The organism is Kitasatospora sp. NE20-6 (assembly GCF_045862635.1).
The window spans coordinates 38,620-56,076 of record NZ_BPRL01000011.1 but is presented as its reverse complement, the minus strand read 5'-3'; the positions used below and the strand labels follow the sequence as shown (position 1 = coordinate 56,076).

Annotated in this window: 18 protein-coding genes and 1 tRNA gene; 6 read left to right on the top strand and 13 right to left on the bottom strand. The window is 72.9% G+C overall.

What is annotated here, in order from left to right; all coding sequences use genetic code 11:
- Window positions 1-18: 18 nt before the first annotated feature.
- Entirely contained in the window at window positions 19-1,023 is a 1,005-nt protein-coding gene (locus SNE206_RS12205; RefSeq protein WP_407913319.1) for an NAD-dependent epimerase/dehydratase family protein, read from the top strand.
- A gap of 90 nt (window positions 1,024-1,113) precedes the next feature.
- Here the strand turns inward: SNE206_RS12205 and SNE206_RS12200 are convergent, their stop codons facing one another.
- The gene (locus tag SNE206_RS12200) at window positions 1,114-2,163 is read right to left on the bottom strand and encodes a family 2 encapsulin nanocompartment cargo protein polyprenyl transferase (protein WP_407913318.1); all 1,050 of its coding nucleotides are present in this window, start codon (window positions 2,161-2,163) and stop codon (window positions 1,114-1,116) included.
- Window positions 2,164-2,348: 185 nt separating this feature from the next.
- Window positions 2,349-3,773, bottom strand: coding sequence for a family 2B encapsulin nanocompartment shell protein (locus SNE206_RS12195; protein WP_407913317.1), 1,425 nt, complete (start codon window positions 3,771-3,773; stop codon window positions 2,349-2,351).
- Between the two features lie 510 nt (window positions 3,774-4,283).
- On the opposite strand from SNE206_RS12195, the gene SNE206_RS12190 reads away from it, so the two are divergent.
- The gene (locus SNE206_RS12190; RefSeq protein ID WP_407913316.1) at window positions 4,284-5,348 is read left to right on the top strand and encodes an ATP-grasp domain-containing protein; all 1,065 of its coding nucleotides are present in this window, start codon (window positions 4,284-4,286) and stop codon (window positions 5,346-5,348) included.
- Between the two features lie 30 nt (window positions 5,349-5,378).
- Here SNE206_RS12190 and SNE206_RS12185 read toward each other — a convergent pair whose 3' ends face one another.
- Window positions 5,379-5,933 (bottom strand): methylated-DNA--[protein]-cysteine S-methyltransferase, encoded by a 555-nt coding sequence (locus SNE206_RS12185; protein WP_407913315.1) that lies wholly within the window; start codon window positions 5,931-5,933, stop codon window positions 5,379-5,381.
- 10 nt (window positions 5,934-5,943) lie between these two features.
- Window positions 5,944-6,321 (bottom strand): nuclear transport factor 2 family protein, encoded by a 378-nt coding sequence (locus SNE206_RS12180; RefSeq protein WP_407913314.1) that lies wholly within the window; start codon window positions 6,319-6,321, stop codon window positions 5,944-5,946.
- 99 nt (window positions 6,322-6,420) lie between these two features.
- Between SNE206_RS12180 and SNE206_RS12175 the strand changes: the two genes are divergently transcribed.
- A complete protein-coding gene (locus tag SNE206_RS12175) occupies window positions 6,421-7,005 on the top strand; it encodes a TetR/AcrR family transcriptional regulator (protein ID WP_407913313.1) in 585 nt (194 codons plus the stop codon).
- Window positions 7,006-7,020: 15 nt separating this feature from the next.
- Here the strand turns inward: SNE206_RS12175 and SNE206_RS12170 are convergent, their stop codons facing one another.
- From SNE206_RS12170 to SNE206_RS12155, 4 genes are all read right to left on the bottom strand, one after another.
- Complete coding sequence (locus tag SNE206_RS12170) at window positions 7,021-7,254, bottom strand: hypothetical protein (RefSeq protein WP_407913312.1); 234 nt, start codon at window positions 7,252-7,254, stop codon at window positions 7,021-7,023.
- Window positions 7,255-7,439: 185 nt separating this feature from the next.
- Window positions 7,440-7,835, bottom strand: coding sequence for a PIN domain-containing protein (locus tag SNE206_RS12165; RefSeq protein ID WP_407913311.1), 396 nt, complete (start codon window positions 7,833-7,835; stop codon window positions 7,440-7,442).
- Complete coding sequence (locus SNE206_RS12160; RefSeq protein WP_407913310.1) at window positions 7,835-8,110, bottom strand: hypothetical protein; 276 nt, start codon at window positions 8,108-8,110, stop codon at window positions 7,835-7,837. Before SNE206_RS12160 ends, SNE206_RS12165 begins: the two co-directional genes overlap by 1 nt.
- A 128-nt stretch (window positions 8,111-8,238) precedes the next feature.
- A tRNA-Thr gene (locus tag SNE206_RS12155) sits at window positions 8,239-8,312 on the bottom strand.
- 306 nt (window positions 8,313-8,618) lie between these two features.
- Between SNE206_RS12155 and SNE206_RS12150 the strand changes: the two genes are divergently transcribed.
- The 3 genes from SNE206_RS12150 (at window position 8,619) to SNE206_RS12140 (ending at window position 11,288) form a co-directional block, all read left to right on the top strand.
- Complete coding sequence (locus SNE206_RS12150; protein ID WP_407913309.1) at window positions 8,619-9,710, top strand: ABC transporter ATP-binding protein; 1,092 nt, start codon at window positions 8,619-8,621, stop codon at window positions 9,708-9,710.
- 161 nt (window positions 9,711-9,871) lie between these two features.
- The gene (locus tag SNE206_RS12145; protein WP_407913308.1) at window positions 9,872-10,294 is read left to right on the top strand and encodes a hypothetical protein; all 423 of its coding nucleotides are present in this window, start codon (window positions 9,872-9,874) and stop codon (window positions 10,292-10,294) included.
- Window positions 10,295-10,478: 184 nt separating this feature from the next.
- Window positions 10,479-11,288 carry an NDP-sugar synthase gene (locus SNE206_RS12140; RefSeq protein ID WP_407913307.1) on the top strand — a complete coding sequence of 270 codons (810 nt, stop codon included), beginning with the start codon at window positions 10,479-10,481 and terminating at the stop codon, window positions 11,286-11,288.
- Window positions 11,289-11,512: 224 nt separating this feature from the next.
- Here the strand turns inward: SNE206_RS12140 and SNE206_RS12135 are convergent, their stop codons facing one another.
- From SNE206_RS12135 to SNE206_RS12115, 5 genes are all read right to left on the bottom strand, one after another.
- A complete protein-coding gene (locus SNE206_RS12135; RefSeq protein WP_407913306.1) occupies window positions 11,513-13,054 on the bottom strand; it encodes a DoxX family protein in 1,542 nt (513 codons plus the stop codon).
- Window positions 13,055-13,302: 248 nt separating this feature from the next.
- Complete coding sequence (gene rlmB / locus SNE206_RS12130; RefSeq protein WP_407913305.1) at window positions 13,303-14,292, bottom strand: 23S rRNA (guanosine(2251)-2'-O)-methyltransferase RlmB; 990 nt, start codon at window positions 14,290-14,292, stop codon at window positions 13,303-13,305.
- Between the two features lie 98 nt (window positions 14,293-14,390).
- Window positions 14,391-15,785, bottom strand: coding sequence for a cysteine--tRNA ligase (cysS, locus tag SNE206_RS12125; RefSeq protein ID WP_407913304.1), 1,395 nt, complete (start codon window positions 15,783-15,785; stop codon window positions 14,391-14,393).
- A 219-nt stretch (window positions 15,786-16,004) separates the two neighbouring features.
- A complete protein-coding gene (locus tag SNE206_RS12120; protein WP_407913303.1) occupies window positions 16,005-16,292 on the bottom strand; it encodes a hypothetical protein in 288 nt (95 codons plus the stop codon).
- A gap of 2 nt (window positions 16,293-16,294) precedes the next feature.
- A complete protein-coding gene (locus tag SNE206_RS12115) occupies window positions 16,295-17,419 on the bottom strand; it encodes a hypothetical protein (RefSeq protein WP_407913302.1) in 1,125 nt (374 codons plus the stop codon).
- Between the last annotated feature and the right edge of the window lie 38 nt (window positions 17,420-17,457).

The window sequence follows — 17,457 nt, the reverse complement described above, 5'->3', positions numbered from 1 at the left end:
GGGGACAGGTGCCCCGGCATGGACATCCTGATTCTCGGTGGCTCGTCGTTCCTCGGCCGGGCCTACGTCACGGACGCGGTCGCCAGGGGCCACCGCGTCACCACCTTCAACCGCGGTGTGAGCGGGCCCGACCACGAGGGTGTCGAGGCCGTGCACGGCGACCGCAACGCGCCGGACGACCTCGCCCGGCTGGTCGCCGACCGCAGCTGGGACGCCGTCGTCGACACCTCCGGCCAGCAGCCGTACGCCGTCGCCCGGGCCGCCCGAATACTGCGGGACCGCGCCGGGCACTACAGCTTCGTCTCCTCCGTCCACGCCTTCTCCGCATGGCCGGCGAAGGCCGTCGACGAGTCCACACCGACCCTCGACTGTCCGGCCGACACGCCACCCGACCAGCCGCCTGCCAACGCGTTGAAGGCGGGGTGCGAGCGCGCGGTGACGGAGCACTTCGGTGACCGCGCCAGCCTGCTCAACTGCGGCCTGCTGATCGGCCCGTACGAGAACGTGGGACGGCTGCCGTGGTGGCTGGAACGGATCGCCCGGGGCGGGCGGGTGGTGCTGCCCGGCGATCCGGGGCGGGCCATGCAGCTGATCGACGCCCGGGACTTCGCCGCCTTCGGCCTCGGGCTGCTGGAGAGCGGCCGGACCGGCCGGTACATCACCACCGGGCCGGCCGGCGGGACCACCATGGGCGGGCTGCTGCAGGCCTGTGTCGATGCCACGGGCTCCGGGGCCGAACTCGTCCCGCTGGACGACGACACGCTCGTCTCGGCGGGCGTCCAGCCGTGGACGGAACTCCCCCTCTGGGCGCCGGACGACCCGGACTGGAACGGCATCTGGCAGGCCGACACCTCCCGGGCCCGGGCCGCCGGCCTGCGGACCCGGCCGGTCGAGGAGACGGTGCACGACACCTGGGCGTGGCTCCGGCGGCGCGGCCCGCGCACGACGCCGTACACCCAGGGCAGCACGCCGCTGGGCATCGCCGCGGAGAAGGAGGAGAAGTTGCTGGCCCAGGCCGTCTGACGGCCCTGGCGGGGGCCGCGGCCCGCGCAGGCCCGGGCCACTCGGGCCCGGGCCTGCACAAGTCCGGGCCTGCGCAGGTCCCCAGGCGCGTCAGTGCGAGCGGCGGGTGACCAGTTCGGCGAGGGCGAGCAGGTCGTCCGCGGCGGACGGATCAGGGATGGCCTCCGCCAGGTGGGCGATGGCCGAGGCCATCCGCTCGCAGGACTCCCCCTGCGCCCAGCTCCGGCCGCCGGCCCGCTCGACCGCCGATGCGGCGGCCTGCAGTTCGGCGGGGCCGAGCGGGCGGTCGAGCGCGTACAGCGCGGCGAGTTCCGCGGCCGCCGGGGTGCCGGACCCGAGCGCGTACACGACCGGGAGCGACTTCTTGCGGGCCGCCAGGTCGGCGCCGACCGGTTTGCCGGTGACGGCGGGATCGCCCCAGATGCCGATCAGGTCGTCGATCAGCTGGAAGGCGAGGCCGATCTCGCGGCCGAAGGCGTCCATGACGTCGGCGACGCCCTCCCCGGCCCCGGCGTAGAGCGCGCCGATCGCGCAGGCGCAGCCGAGCAGTGCGCCGGTCTTGCCCTCGGCCATGCCGAGGCATTCGGCCAGGGTCACGTCGTTGCGCTGTTCGAAGGCGCAGTCGGCCTGCTGGCCCGCGCAGAGTTCGACCACGCAGTCGGCGAGTCTGCGGATGGCGGCCGCGGCGGCCGGGTGGTCGTCGTCCGCGAGCACCCGGAGGGCGAGCGCGTGCATGGCGTCACCCCCGAGGATCGCCTCCGTCGTGCCGAACACCCGCCAGGCGGTGGGCCGGTGGCGACGCGTGCGGTCGCGGTCGATGACGTCGTCGTGCAGCAGGGTGAAGTTGTGGACGAGTTCGACGGCGGCGGCGGCCCGGACGGCGCTGCCGGGGATTCCGCCGGCCGCCTGGGTCGCGGCGAACACCAGGGCCGGCCGGATCGCCTTGCCGGACCCGGCTGCGCCGGGTGTCCCGTCGGCCTCCTGCCAGCCGAAGTGGTAGGCGGCGATGCGCCGCATCATCCCGGGCAGGGATTCGACGGCGGCCCGCAGCGCCGGGTCGACCGTGCTGCGGGCGCGGGCCAGCACCTCGCCCGCCTCGTTGCCGTCGGTGTGGTCGCGTTCGGGCGCGATGATCCCCATTGGTCCTCCCCCTGGGTGTGGTCGGCCCGTGCGGGGGCTGTTTCGGCCCCCGCCGGGCCGGCGGTCGTACTCGTCGGTGCGGCTCGGTGCGGCTCTCGGTACGGCTCGGTGCGGCCCGCGCATGCGGGCCGTGGGCGTGGGGCGTGGGCGTGGGGCGGTGCTTCGGGTTCGGCGGTCGGCAGCGGTCAGCGGCGGGCGCCGAGCTCGACGTTCTCCAGCACGCCGAGGGCGTTCGGCACGAGGATCGCGGCCGAGAAGTACGCCGTGACGAGGTAGGAGATGACGGCCTTCTCGTCGATGCCGGCGAAGCGCACCGACAGGCCTGGCTCGAACTCGTCGGGGATGCCGGTCTGGTGCAGGCCGACCACGCCCTGGTCGTCCTCGCCGACGCGCATGGCGAGGATCGAGCTGGTGTTGCCCTCGGTGATCGGGATCTTGTCGCAGGTGAGGATCGGCACGCCGCGCCAGGCGGTGACCTTGCGGCCCTGCACCTCCGTCGACCCCGGGTACACGCCGCGCCGGTTGCACTCGCGCCCGAAGGCGGCGACGGCACGCGGGTGGGCCAGGAAGAACCTGGTGCCGCGCCGCCGGCTGAGCAGGTCGTCCATGTCGTCGGGGGTGGGCGGTCCGGATCGGGTCTGGATGCGCTGTCCGTGGTCGGCGTTGGCGAGCAGGCCGTACTCGGGGTTGTTGACGAGTTCGTGCTCCTGCCGCTCGCGGAGGGCCTCGACGGTGAGGCGGAGCTGGTGCTCGGTCTGGTTCATCGGCTGGTTGTAGAGGTCCGCCACCCGGGAGTGCACCCGCAGGACCGTCTGGGCGATGCTCAGCTCGTACTCGCGCGGGGCGAGCTCGTAGTCCACGAAGGTGGTCGGCAGTTCGTGCTCGCCGACGTGGCCGGCCGAGAAGGCGATCTCGGCCTCGCCGTGCTTGTTCTGCGGCTTACGGGTGCCCTCGGCGTACGCGCGGATGCGGTCGCGCAGGGCGGGCGAGGCCGCCGCGAGCCGGTCGAAGGCCTGCCGGGGCAGGGCCAGCAGGGTGCCTGCGGTGGTGGCGCGGAGGTCGGCGGGCCAGACGGCGCCGCTCCCGGCGAGCGCCTCGTCGCCGAGGTGGTCGCCGTCGGCGTGGGTGCCGAGGACGGTCGGTTCGCCGTACGGCCCGGTGCCGGCCCGTTCGACCTTGCCGTGGGCGATCAGCAGGACGTCGTCGACCGGGTCGCCCGCGGCGGCGAGCCGCTCGCCGGTCCTGAACTCCCGTTGGACGAACGCCTCGGCGAGGGTGGTGAGGAGGGTGTCGTCCTCGATGCCGTGGAGCAGCGGCAGCTCGCCCAGGGTCGGTGCCAGGACCTTCACCGCGGAGCCCGTCCAGACGAACGCGACGCGGCCCCGGCCGACCGCGTGGCTGAGCCGCCGGTTCACCCGGTAGGTACCGCCCGAGACCGGCACCCAGGGCAGCATGCGGAGCAGCCAGCGCGAGCTGATCTCCTGCATCTGGGGTGCCGACTTGGTGGTACTGGCCAGATTCCGCGCACCGGCCGTGCTCAGGCTGGACTGCTCCCGGGTTTGCGGAGCGCCCCCCTGTGCAGGAATACCAATGCTGGTTTCGGTCGACATGAAGAACCCTTCGCACGGAGCAGGTGCGCACCGGGGGCGCCACCTTGCCAAATCATGCTGACGCCCGTTCAGCCCTGTCCGCAATCACTCGTACGAGTGGTCAATTCGATCCCACATATCGTACGAATGAAGGGAATGCACGATAAACGGGGAAGACGGCCGGACCGGCCGGTCGCATTCGGCCACGCCCGGAAGGCGCCATGCTCACGCCATCGCGACGCCGCGGCCGCGCGTCGCCCCGGGCCGGTCGAGCGGTTGCCGCCTGCCGACCGGTATGGATTTCATCTGATCGCAACATGGCAGGCGCCGCCGTCACAGACATGTCACGGAACACCAACTACCCTGGAGTTCAGGGCGTGTTGACCGACAGGCGCACAGACCCCCCACCCACCGTTCACCCGGCCCGGCCAGAGCGCTAAGGTGCCACCTCAAGAGCGCGGCATGACGCCGGCAGGCAGGCCGCTCCGACCGCGCCCTCCCACCGTTGCGCCCTTTTCCAGGGAGACCCCCGTGAGCGCCCCCGTTCGCGTCTGGCTGAACCGTACCTTCGCCGAGAACGTGTTTTTCATCGACCTGCTGCGGTCCGCCCCGCGCCCGGTCCAGATCCATGCCACGCACGTGGACAACGACTCCCCGGTGCTGGCCGCCGCGGACTTCGGCTCGCTCGAACCCGACGGCCTCTCCCCCGAGGCCTACGTGGAATTCGCCCTCGAATTCTGCGCCCGGCACAGCATAGACGTCTTCGTCCCGAGGCTCGGTCAACTCGCGATTTCCCTGCGCCGCCGGGATTTCGAGGCGATCGGCACCGCCCTCGTGTGCCCGCCGGCCCCGGCCATCGCGGTCTTCGAGAGCAAGGTGGACGGCTACGCGGCGATGGCCGCGGCCGGCCTGCCCGTCCCGCTGTGGCGGCACGTCCGCACCGCCGACGACCTGCTGGCGGCCGTCGAGGACATCGAGGCGGACGGTTCGACGGCCTGCCTCAAGCCGGCCTCGGGCGCGGGCGGCGAGGGCTTCCGGGTGCTCACCCGCGAGCCGTTCAACCTGCGGCGGCTCACCGGCTTCCCCGACGCGCGCGTCCAGCTCGACCTGGTGCTCACCGCGCTCGACAGGAGCCCGGAGCCGGCCGACCTGCTCGTCATGCCGCTCCTGGAGGGGCCGGAGGTCTCGGTCGACTGCCTGGCCTCGCCCGACGGCCGCCTGCTCGCCGCCGTCGGCCGCACCAAGACGCGCCGCCGCCGCACCTTCACCACCGATCCGCGCTACCTGGAGCCCACCCGGCACCTCATCGAGACCTTCGACGTCGCGTACCTCTCCAACGTCCAGTACCGCCACCACCACGGCCGGCCGGTCGTCCTCGACGTGAACACCCGCCCGTCCGGCGGCCTGCACCAGCTCCGGCTGTGCGGGCTCAACCTGCCCTGGCAGGCGGTGCAGCTGGCACTCGGCGAGACCCCGGCCACGGCCTACCCCGCGGACCTGCTCGACACCGAGTACACCCTGGTCTCCGGCATCCAGCCGGTCCTGCCCCGGCAGCACAACCACGACTGGGAGCCTGCTCCGGCCGCCGCCGTCTGACCCCGGCGCGCGCCGAACGGGCCCGGCCGGTCAGCCGGTCGGGCCGTTCCAGTCCAGCGTGGGCGGCAGCACGCCCTCCAGGGTGAGCAGCCACTTCTTGGTCTCGATGCCGTGCGGTCCACCGCCGAACCCGCCCAACCCGTTGGCCGCGACGACCCGGTGACAGGGCACCAGCAGCGCCAGCGGGTTGGCGCCCATCATCTGCCCGACCGTCCGGGCCGCCGTGCCGGGCTCGGTGATGTCGTCGAAGACCCCGCTGCGCGCCGCGAGTTCTCCGTAGGTGATGGTCCGGCCGAAGCCGACGTCGGCCAACAGCCGCTGCAGCACGGTGCGGTGCGGCCCGGCAGCGAACCGCCAGTCGATCGGCAGCCCCAACTCCCGGCGCTCCCCGGCGAAGTACTCGGCCAGCCGGTCGTTGACCACCGCGATCCTGCGCTCGTCGGTGCACACCGGCGCGCCGACCTGCTGCCCTGCCACCGACTCACCCGCGTACGCGACCGTGGCCACCCCCTGCGAGGTGACCGCGAGCCTCATCGGCCCGGTGGGGAGCGGCGTTCGGACGGTGATCCAGGACAGCTGATCCATGCGGCCGAACCTACCCCGCGGCGGCCCGGCGCAGCACCGCTCCGTCGAAGACGACGGTGGATTCCGCCACCAGGCCGTCACGGAGGATCATCCGGTCCACCCCCTCCCACTGCAGCGGCGCGCCGCCGACCGTGGCCGTCGCCCGCCAGGCGACGAAGCTCGTCGCGCCGTTGCGGGCGTGTGCGACCACCGCGAGCCGCAGGTCCGGCAGTTGCTGCAGTGCGCCGGCGGCCTGGGCCCGCCACTGCTCGATGCCACGGATCGGCTCCGCCCGTCCGGGCCAGTGCATCACGATGTCGGGCGCGCTCAGCCCGTCGATCGCGGCCGGGTCGGGTGCCGCCCAGAATGCCGCCCAGCGGGCGACGAACTCCTCGTGCATGTCGGCCATGACGCCCCCATCACATACTCAAAGTACGTACTGTCGGTATGGAACTTACGTACCGCTAGTCTGCGTGTCAACGGGAGGGTCGACGGGAGAGGCGGAACGATGGCGCGGCGCACCCAGGCGGACAGGTCCGGGACGACCACGCGGCAGATCGTCACGGCCGCCGCCGAACGCTTCGGCAGCGCGGGGTACGCGGCCGTCTCGATCGACGACGTCGCCCGGGCCGCAGGCCTCACCAAGGGCGCCGTCTACCACCACTTCGACGGGAAGACCGCCCTGCTCCGGGCCGTGTTCGCGCAGGCCGACGAGGACCGTGCCCGACGACTCGCCGAGGCCGCGGCGGGCCTGGACCCCCGCGCCGCCCTCCGCGCCGGCTGCCACGCCTTCCTGCGGGGCTGCCTCGACCCGGCCGCCCGGCAGATCCTGCTGCTCGACGGCCCGGCCGTCCTCGGCTGGGCCGAGGTCCGGGCGATCGAGGCCGAACACTCCGTCGCCCTCCTGCAGCGCGGCGTCGCCCACACCATGCCCGGGCACGACCCCGGGATCCGCACCCACCTGCTGCTCGGAGCCCTCTGCGAAGCGGGCATGCTGCTGGCCAGGGCCGCGGACGGACCCGCGGCCCTGGCCGGAATCACCGCCGAGATCGACGCCCTCCTCGACGCCCTCCACACCGCAGCCAGGCACTGACCCGGCCGGGCGTGCTCAGAGGTGCGCCGCCAGATACTCCGAGAGCTTCCCGCACCAGGCGGTGAGCTCCTCGCGGGAGTGCTCCCGCCCGGCGCACAGCGCGGCGACCTGCGCGTCGCTCATCCGGTCGATGCCGGGTTCCCCGAGCATCCGCGCCATCTCGCCGAGCATGGCGGACATCCGCTGCGCGTCGTCGTGGCTGAGCATCACCAGGGCATCGGTATGGCTGATCGTGACGGAACCGGGCATCTCGGCCTCCCATGGCCTCAGGCCTTGTCGCAGGCGTTCTCCGGTGACCCCCCGGTCCACCGTACGACCGCCCCGCACCCACCGCCCGGTGGCCCGGGAACGGCCCGGAGCCCACCCGGCCGCCGGCGTCGGAGCGACACGACAGAAAGGCCCCGGACCGGCTCACATCCCGGGTGACTCCGACTTCAGATCCCCCTGACCACCGCACGGTCCCCGCAGAGAAGTCTCATGTCCTCCTCGTCGGATGTGAAGATCGTGACGTCGCCGCGCTGACGCAGCGCCACGGCGGCGAGAGCGGCGTCGATGGCGTACTTGTGCCCATGCAGACCGGCCGCCTCCAGCAGCTCGATCGCATCCCCCGCGATCTCCCTCGTCACCGGCTCAACTGCGATCTTGGAGAGGGCCCATGCCCACGCGGCTTTCTTGACACGTCCGTGATAGGCCTCGATGAGCGTCATCGACGTGGTCACGACCCGGATGCCGGACCGATCCGCATCCTTGAGCCGGGCACCCATCACGCGGTGCCCGAGGACGGCTTGGGACAAGCCCTCGCTGTCGAGCATGTAGACGAGCTCGGACATCAACCCGCCTTGCGGTGAGGCAGAGAACGAGCCTTGCGCTCCGAGTGCTGCCGCTGGAGCGAAAGCCTCTCCGCCTCTGCGAGCGCCAGCTCCGCCTCGCCCACCTCGCCGTGCTCGCCCTCCCACCAGCCGACGAACTCGTGCAGGTGGTCGCGCTCGCGCTGGCGCTCCACAGCCTGGGCGACATAGCGACTGAAGCCACCGGACCCCACCTCGGCGCGGATCTCCTCCGCCAGTTCCTCGGGCAGCGTCACGGTGTACTTCTTCGTTGCCATACCAGTCATCATACCGGTCGACCGCCGGGCTCGGGTCGCTCACGCAAACGGCCCCGGACGAGTCGTCCGAGGCCGGCGGTGGAGCACCCGGAAGGCCGAATCTGCAGCTCGTCCGGGGTGGTGCACGGAGCCCCCTGTCGGGTTCGAACCGACGACCCCCGCTTTACAAGAGCGGTGCTCTGGCCAGCTGAGCTAAGGAGGCACGGTGACCGTCCGCGGCAGGCCACGGCGGCACCACCGGCAGTGTAGCGGGCCGGTGCGGCGCGACGGGGGTGGTTTCCGCCGGTGGGACAGGGTGCGCGCCACGCGATTTGGGCGGTGTGTCCCGGTTGTGATCGGACCGATGCGGAAATCGGCCACCGGCGGGGGCTGACAACCGGATGAACGTACGGGTACCGTCGCGGAGAACCCCCCGACGTGTTCAAGTCCTGAACACCGCACGGGCGGCGACCATCCACCTTTACTCGGATCGTCCGGCACGTTCCTGCCGGTGAAGGAGAGCAGAACCATGGCTTCCGTCACGTTCGACAAGGCGACCCGCCTGTACCCCGGCGGCAACAAGCCCGCCGTCGACGGGCTCGACCTGCACGTCGAGGACGGCGAGTTCCTCGTCCTCGTCGGCCCCTCCGGCTGTGGCAAGTCCACCAGCCTCCGCATGCTGGCCGGCCTGGAGGACGTGAACGGCGGCGCCATCCGCATCGGCGACCGCGACGTGACGCACCTGCCGCCGAAGGACCGCGACATCGCGATGGTCTTCCAGAACTACGCGCTGTACCCGCACATGACCGTCGCGGACAACATGGGCTTCGCGCTCAAGATCGCCGGCGTCAACAAGGCCGAGATCCGCGCGAAGGTCGAGGAGGCGGCGAAGATTCTCGACCTCACCGACTACCTGGACCGCAAGCCGAAGGCGCTCTCCGGCGGTCAGCGCCAGCGTGTCGCAATGGGCCGCGCGATCGTCCGCGAGCCGCAGGTCTTCCTCATGGACGAGCCGCTGTCGAACCTCGACGCCAAGCTCCGCGTCTCGACCCGTACCCAGATCGCCGGCCTGCAGCGCCGCCTGGGCATCACCACGGTCTACGTCACCCACGACCAGACCGAGGCCATGACCATGGGTGACCGCGTCGCGGTCCTCAAGGACGGTCTGCTGCAGCAGGTCGACGCCCCGCGTCACATGTACGAGCGGCCCGCCAACGTCTTCGTCGCCGGCTTCATCGGCTCGCCCGCGATGAACCTGGTCGACGTTCCGCTGGTGGACGGCGGCGTGAAGTTCGGCGGCTCCGTCATCAACATCTCCCGCGAGGACCTGGCCGGCGCCGGCACCGACAAGGTCGTGACCGTCGGCATCCGTCCCGAGCACTTCGAGATCGTCCCCTCGGGCGGCATCGAGGGCGTCGCGGTCACCGTCAACGTCGTCGAGGAGCTCGGCGCGGACGGCTTCGTCTACGGCACCACCAAGATCAACGGCGACGACCACGACCTGGTCGTCCGCGTGCACAGCCGCCAGGTGCCGCAGAAGGGCGAGACGATCCACGTCGTCCCGACCGGCGGCGAGACCCACGTGTTCTCGAAGAGCACGGGCGAGCGCCTGAGCCGCTGACACGGCTGACGGAAGGGCCCCGCCGGACACGTTCCGGCGGGGCCCTTCCGCATGTCCGCCCGGGTCAGCGTCAACCTGATGGACGCGCAGAACAGGACACGTGTCACTCATTGGTGTAACGGAGTGCGTCGCGACAGCCACTCAGCGCTACGCTCCTGTGCGTGAAACAGCTCGTACGCCGCATCGGCCAGACCGTGGCCCTCACCCTGCCCGTGATCCTGGTGACCACCGGCACCCTCGCCGTGACCCGGGTTCCGTGGGCCCCGCCGACCGGGCTCGACCAGCAGGTGGTCGCGGCGTCCAGCAGTGACGGCACCATCGGCCGCACCGCGACCACGCCCGACAGCCCCCAGGACGCGCTCCGGACGGACCTGCTCAACGAGCTGGACGCCCACAACCCGGGCACCGCGCTCGACCTGCTGGAGCGCAGCATGCGGGAGAAGCCCTCGCTGACCCCGTACTGCTCCGAGCTGGCGTCCGAGCTCGGCCGCGCCGCGGTGCGGAAGTACCAGGGCGACGCCCAGCGGGCCCGTTCCTTCGCCCGCCCGGTCTGCGACGGCTCCTTCGCGGCCGGCGCGTCCTGACGCCGGTACGGCGCCCGGCCTGACCTTCGCCTGACTCTTGCCCGACCCCGGTACGACGCCCGGCCCGCCACCGGTGCGGCACCCGGGCGGACGCTCCGGTGGCGGCCGTCCTGCGACGGCGCCCGGAAGTCCGACGTGCCGGAACGGTAGGAATCCGCGCCCCGCGGGTCCTACTGTTCCGGCTATGACCGCCGACGCGATGCCCGCCGACCACGGCGCAGACCCGACAGCCCTCTCCGGTCCCGCCGATCCGGCGCCACCGGCCCCCGCACCCGCCGTCACGCAGGCCGTGATCCTGGCGGGCGGGCAGGGTTCCCGGCTCCGCCCCTACACCGACGACCGCCCGAAGCCGCTGGTGGAGATCCCCGGCACGGGCACGCCCATCGTGGGCCACCAGCTGGCGTGGCTCGCCGCCGAGGGCGTCACCGACGTGGTCATCTCGTGCGGCCACCTCGCGGAGGTCCTCCAGGACTGGCTGGACGGAACCGACCTCCCGCTGAGCGTCCGCACGGTGGTGGAGACCGAGCCGCTGGGCCGCGGCGGCGGCCTGAAGTACGCGTCCGCGGCGCTGCCGAGGCCGGACGAGGCGTGGTACGCCACCAACGGCGACATCTGGACGCGCTTCAGCCTGCGCGAGATGGCGGCGTTCCACCACGAGCGCGCCGCGGTCGCGACACTGGCGCTGGCCCGGCCGCGCATCCCGTGGGGCGCGGTGGAGACGGACCAGTTCGGCAACGTGCTGGACTTCATCGAGGCCCCGCCCTCGCCCTTCCTCATCAACGCGGGCCTGTACGTCTTCGGCCCGGCGTTCCGCTCGCTGCTGCCCGACGTGGGGGACCACGAGCGCACCACGTTCCCGCAGTTGGCGCGGTCCAGGCAGCTGGCCGGGTACCAGCTGCCGCAGGGCTGCTACTGGCGGGCGATCGACACCGCGAAGGACCTCACGGAGGCGGCCAGGGAGCTGGCCGCCGCGGCCGGCCGCCTGCCGGCCTGAGCACGCCCCCGCCGGGCCGGGCTTCCTGGGAGGCAGGTCCGGAAGGCACCGCGGTCCGGAAGGCGCAGCAGGACGCCGGCCGGGGCACAGCACGAGCCCCGGCCCGCCGGGGCGGGCGGGGCGGGGCAGGGAGCAGCGCCGTACCGGGCCGCAGCACCGAAGGGGCCCGCCGCCGTCCTGGACGGTGGCGGGTCCCTTCTCGCTCCGGGCGGGCGGACCGTGGTTCAGACCGCGGGCGCCTCCGCCTGGCGCTCCATCCCGAGGGCCGACAGGCCGCCCAGCGGGCCGCTGCCGAGGACTCCGCCGATCAGTCCGGGGCTGGTGCCCGGCCGGGGCGTGGAGCCGCCCGTGGTGCCCGTGCCGCCCCCGGTGCTGCTGCCGCTGCGGGTGCTGGAGGAGCGTCCCGGGGTGCTGTGGCCGCCGGTGCCGGCCGACTTGGACGACTTCGCCTTCCCGGTCCTGCCCGACGAGGACGACGGCGAGGTCGTGGCCGACGGCGAGGAGGAGCGGCCGTGCGAGGGGGAGGTGCTCGGCTCGGGGCTCGGCGAGGGTGTGGTGGTGGTGCTGTTGCCCGGCCACATCGGGGAGCCGTAGTCGGTCGGCGGCTTGACCGGGCCGGGCCCGGTGGTGCCGCCGGTGCGGACGGCCGCACCGAGCATCGAGCCGGTGAGCAGGGTCAGGCCGACGACCACGGCGGCCACCACGGAGCTGCGGCGCAGCACCCTGCGGCGTACCGCGCGCGGTGCGTCGGGGCCGTACTGCCGCCAGGCGTCGAGGGCGATCCGGCCGTCGAGGGAACCGAAGGGGGCTCCTGCGATGAGGAGGGGGCTCCACGCCGCGAGGAAGATCATGTCGGGGGTGTCGTAGACCGGCACGGACCGCCAGCTCACGGTGAAGAGCAGGGCGGCCGAGAGCGTCATCGCCGCTCCGGCGGCGAAGCGCTGCCAGAGCCCGAGGACGGTCAGCACGCCGACCACGATCTCGGTGAAGGCGACGCCGAGGCCCGCGCCGACCGGGTGGCTCATCGCGAAGGCGAGGAGCGGCTCGGCGACCTTCCAGGGGTGCAGCGAGGAGAGCCAGCGCATCATGGAGCCGCGCTCGCCGCCGTCGAAGTACACCGGGTCGCAGAGCTTGCTGAACCCGGCGTACACCGAGAGCGAGCCGAGCACGATCCGCAGCGGCAGCAGCACGAGTCCTAGGTCGACCCGGCGGCCCGGGTACCAGGCGTGGCGGGCGTCGACGGGGCCGTTCTGCGCGGAGACCTCGGGGAGTTCCCCGCTGGGCGCCCAGCCCGGGCCGACGGGCTCGTACGGCAGCGGGGGCGGCCCGGACTGCCGCGGCACGCCGTGCAGCGGCTGCGTCTCGTCGATCCCCGGGGAGCTCCCGGGCAGGCCGGACATCGGCGAGCCGCGGCCCGCGGCGCCGGCCGGTGCGGGCACCGTGGTGAGGCGCACCGCTTCCAGCAGCCGGGTGGCCGCGTGGTCGCCCGGGGCGGCCTGGCCGCTCCAGGTGACCGTGGTGACGCGGCCCTTGCGCCGCGGGGCCGTCACGCCGCCGCCCGCCATGGCCGGGATCTGCGCGCTCGGCACGACGACCTGCGGGGTGACCAGGGCGCGGGCGCCGTAGCCGGACGCGCCGGACTGCATGCCGTACGGATCCCCGAAGGCGGCGCCGGCGGGCGCGTCGATCATCGGGGCCGTGGGGGCGGAGAGCCTGACGCGGAAGCTGGCCTGGGTGCTGCTGAGCTTCGCGGGGTCGGACGGCACCCTGACCGTGCTGAGGCCGGGACCGGGGTCCATCCCCGCCGTGCCGCCCTGCCCCGGGCGCCGAGGTGTTCTGGTGTCCACACCCCTCTAACCGGGTGACGGGCCCGGAGGACACTCTCCCGGGTGGATTCCCGGCGCGAATTTGAAGTGATCATGGGAAAACCGATCGGGCCCAAGCGGACCCGATCGGTTCCGTCCATGAAGCAGTCCGTTCCGGACCTGCGCCGCCGGACGGCGCACCCGCGGCCTCAGCGGCGGGCGCGGAGCCGGGCGGCCTCGTACAGCACGATGCCGGCCGCGACGCCCGCGTTCAGCGACTCGGTGGCGCCGGGCATGGGGATGCGCACCCGGATGTCGCAGGTCTCGGCGACCAGCCGGGAGAGGCCCTTGCCCTCGGAGCCCGCCACGACGACCACCGGGCCGGTGAGCGCGTCGAGGTCGCCGATCTCGGACTCGCCGTCGGCGGCCAGGCCGACCACCGTGAGGCCGGCCTTCTGGTAGGCCTCCAGGGCGCGGGTCAGATTGGTGGCGCGGGCCACGGGCAGTCGGGCGGCGGCACCGGAGGAGGTCTTCCAGGCGCCGGCCGTCATGCCGGCGGCGCGACGCTCGGGAATGACCACGCCGTGCGCGCCGAACGCGGCGGCCGAACGGACGACCGCGCCGAGGTTGCGGGAGTCGGTGACCCCGTCCAGCGCCATGATGAGCGCGTCCTGGCCGGCGTCGGACGCGGCGGCGACGAGGTCGTCCGGGTGCGCGTACTCGTACGGCGGCACCTGGAGCACGAGGCCCTGGTGGTTGAGGCCGCCGGTCATCTGGTCGAGCTGGGCCCGGGGGGCCTCCATGAGCGGCACGCCGCGCTCGTTGGCGGCCTGGTAGGCGTCGCGGACGCGGTCGTCGGTGTCGATGAACTGCATGACGTACAGCGCGTTGGCGGGCACACCGCCCTTGAGGGCCTCGACGACGGAGTTGCGGCCGACGACCAGCTCGGCCGCCCCGGCGCCGCCGCGGCCGCCGCGGCCCGCGCCGGCCTTGCGCATGCCGGCCCGCGACTTGGCGTCCCGCTCGCGCTTGACGGCCGCGTTGGCCGCACGCTGCTTGGGGTGTCCCTTGCGGGCCTCGCCGGGCGGGGTGGGGCCCTTGCCCTGGAGTGCCTTCCGGCTGTGGCCGCCGGTCCCGACACTCGCGCCCTTCTTCGACTCGGGGTTGCGGCGGTTCCTGCGCTGGCTGTTGCCGGCCATGGCTGTACTTCCTGTCTCTTCTTCGTCTTGAGGTTCGTCATGAGGATGGGCCGTAGCCGGTTCCCACCGACTGCGGCCCACGCTCGCCCCTGCGGGGGCTACTGGTTGTCGATCGTCCAGCGGGGGCCGGACGGGGTGTCCTCGATGGCCAGCCCGGCGAGGCCGAGCTGGTCGCGGATGGCGTCGGAGGTGGCGTAGTCCTTGCGCGCGCGGGCCGCCTGGCGCTGGTCCAGGACGAGCCGGACGAGCGAGTCGACCACGCCGTGCAGGTCGTCACCGTGCCGGGCACCGGCCCAGTGCTCGTCGAGCGGGTCGAGGCCCAGCACTCCGAGCATCGCACGGACCTCGGCGAGTCGCGCCACCGCACTCTCCTTGTCGTCCGCGGTCAGGGCGCTGTTGCCCTGGCGGACGGCGGTGTGCACGACGGCCAGCGCCTGGGGCACGCCCAGGTCGTCGTCCATCGCCTCGGCGAAGGCGAGCGGCACCTCGGGTGCCGCGTCGACCGGGCCGCAGCGCTCGACGACGCGCTGGACGAAGCCCTCGATCCGGGCGAAGCCGGTCTCGGCCTCGCGGAGCGACTCCTCGCTGTACTCGATCATCGATCGGTAGTGCGGTGCGGCCAGGTAGTAGCGGAGCACGATCGGGCGCCAGCGCTGCACCATGTCGGAGACGAGCACCGAGTTGCCGAGCGACTTGCTCATCTTCTCGCCGCTCATGGTGACCCAGGCGTTGTGCACCCAGAAGGCGGCGAAGTCGTCGCCGAACGCCTTCGACTGGGCGATCTCGTTCTCGTGGTGCGGGAAGATCAGGTCGAGGCCGCCGCCGTGCACGTCGAACGCCGTGCCGAGGTACTTGTGCGCCATGGCGGAGCACTCCAGGTGCCAGCCCGGGCGGCCGCGGCCCCAGGGGGTCTCCCAGCTGGGCTCGCCCTCCTTGGCGCGCTTCCACATGGCGAAGTCGCGCGGGTCGCGCTTGCCCGTCTCGCCGGCGCTCTCCGGCTGGCGGAGGTTGTCCAGCTCCTGGTTGGAGAGGGCGAGGTAGTCGGGGTACGTGGTGACGGCGAAGTAGACGTTGCCGTCCACCTCGTACGCGTGCCCCTTCTCGATGAGCGTGCGCATCATCTCGATCATCTCGGGCACGTGGCCGGTGGCGCGCGGCTCGACGCTGGGCGGCAGGCAGCCGAGCGCGGTGTAACCGTCGTCGAAGGCACGCTCGTTGGCGTACGCGATCTGCCACCACGGGGTGCCGAGTTCGCGCTCCTTGGCGATGACCTTGTCGTCGATGTCGGTGACGTTGCGCACGAACGTGACGTTGTAGCCGCGGTAGCCGAACCACCGGCGCATCACGTCGAAGTTCAGGCCGGACCGGATGTGCCCGATGTGCGGCGGCGCCTGGACGGTAGCGCCACACAGGTAGATCGAGACACAGCCCGGTACAAGCGGGACGAAGTCGCGTACCTGGCGGGTGCTGGTGTCGTACAGGCGAAGGCTCACAGCGTCAAGCGTAGTGGGCGACGGGGGGTGCCCCGCCACCTTTCGTGCTCAGGACACCTCTGTCCCCGAGCTGTCGGTGGCGCCGCCCGCCCCGGACGATCTTGGCCGGGCCGTTCCCGCCCCGCGGACGGCACCACCGGGGCACCGGGCGCGGGGGCCTGACCGCCCCTCGGCCGGGTGGGTCCGTCCGGACGCCCGCACGGTCCCACCCGGCGGGCCTCACCCGGTGAGCTCGAACAGCAGCGCGGCGAGGCAGACCGTCGCGACCAGCACCGCCGTACCGGTGATGCCGGTGGCGACCCGGCCGCCGCGCCGTCCGCGGACGACCAGCACGGTCGCCGTCGGGCAACCGGCGAGCAGCGGCACCAGCGGCCAGCCGCCGTTCCCCTTCGCCAGCCCGATCACGGCCATGGCCACCAGCACCACCGAGAGCGCGGTGACCGACCACTGCATGCGGGCGAGGCCGCGCTCGTCCGTCCTCGTGGGGTCGAACGCTCCGCGCGTCACGGTCACACCGTCGCAGCGGGGTGGTCGTAGGCGCCGCCCACCTCGGGGAAGTCCTGCATGACGCCGGTGACGGTGCCGATGATGACCGACTTGGCGGTGAGCACGCCGGTCAGCGCGAGCGACACCTGGGCGAGCTGGGCGGTCATCTCGGCCCACTTGTCGATCGCGATCACGACCTGGGCGACCGCGGCGGCGTAGCCGATCGCGGCTCCGGCCGCGCCGACCACCGTGGAGGCCGCCGCCGTGGCCGCGACCTGCAGGGCGAGGGCGACCAGCAGGCGGTCGACCATGAACGCGAGGCCCGCCTTGAGGAACTCGGCCAGCGAGAAGACGAACTGGGCGATCTCGAAGTAGTGCGCGTCGAGTTCGGTGAAGCCCCGCCCGACCTCCCGCAGCTTGCCCTGGAACCGCTCGAAGTAGGCCCAGGCGGCGTCGGCGGCGTTGCCGTCCCAGGTGGTGGCGAGCGTGTTGTTGCCGCCCTGCACGTTGTCGGCCATCGCACCGCACGCCTTGCCTATGCGCGACCAGGTCGCGCCGCAGGCCGCGTACGACTCCCAGTCGCCCATGATCGCCTTGAGCAGCTCCCCGTACGGGTCGAACCCGAGGAAGAGCTTGCAGGCCTCGTTGATCAGCGCCGACGGGCTGCCCAGGTCGAGGACGGTGCCGACCACCTTGTTGACCGGGGTGAACTCGAACTCGGCGACGTGACCGGCGAGATAGCCGTCGCCGCCGCCCTTCTCGGCCAGCTCGGCGACGGCGTCGCGGCGGTCCGCGAACGACGGGCCCGAGCCGGTGCCGCCGCTCGGGGCGGGGCCGCCGGGCCGCGCGTACGTGGCGTCGAGCCGGGCGGCCTCGCCGGCCTCGGTGCCGCTGTAGCTGGCAGCGACGTTGCCGAGCTCACGCGAGCCCGCCGCCATCACGGCCCGGATCTTCTCCAGGATCTGCGTGCCGGAGTCCACGAACTTCTCGTGCTCGACGGAGCACATCTCCCACAGCTCGGACGCCAGGCCCTTGCCGACCGTCGCCTCGCTCCTGAGGTGGTCCTTGCAGGCGGCGGCGTTCTCGGCGGACCGCCCGACCAGCGTCCCGTAGCCCCGGACGTCCCCGACGTTCACCCGAAAAGACATGCTTCCCGTCCCCGTTCCCCATGACCGCACCGGTCGTC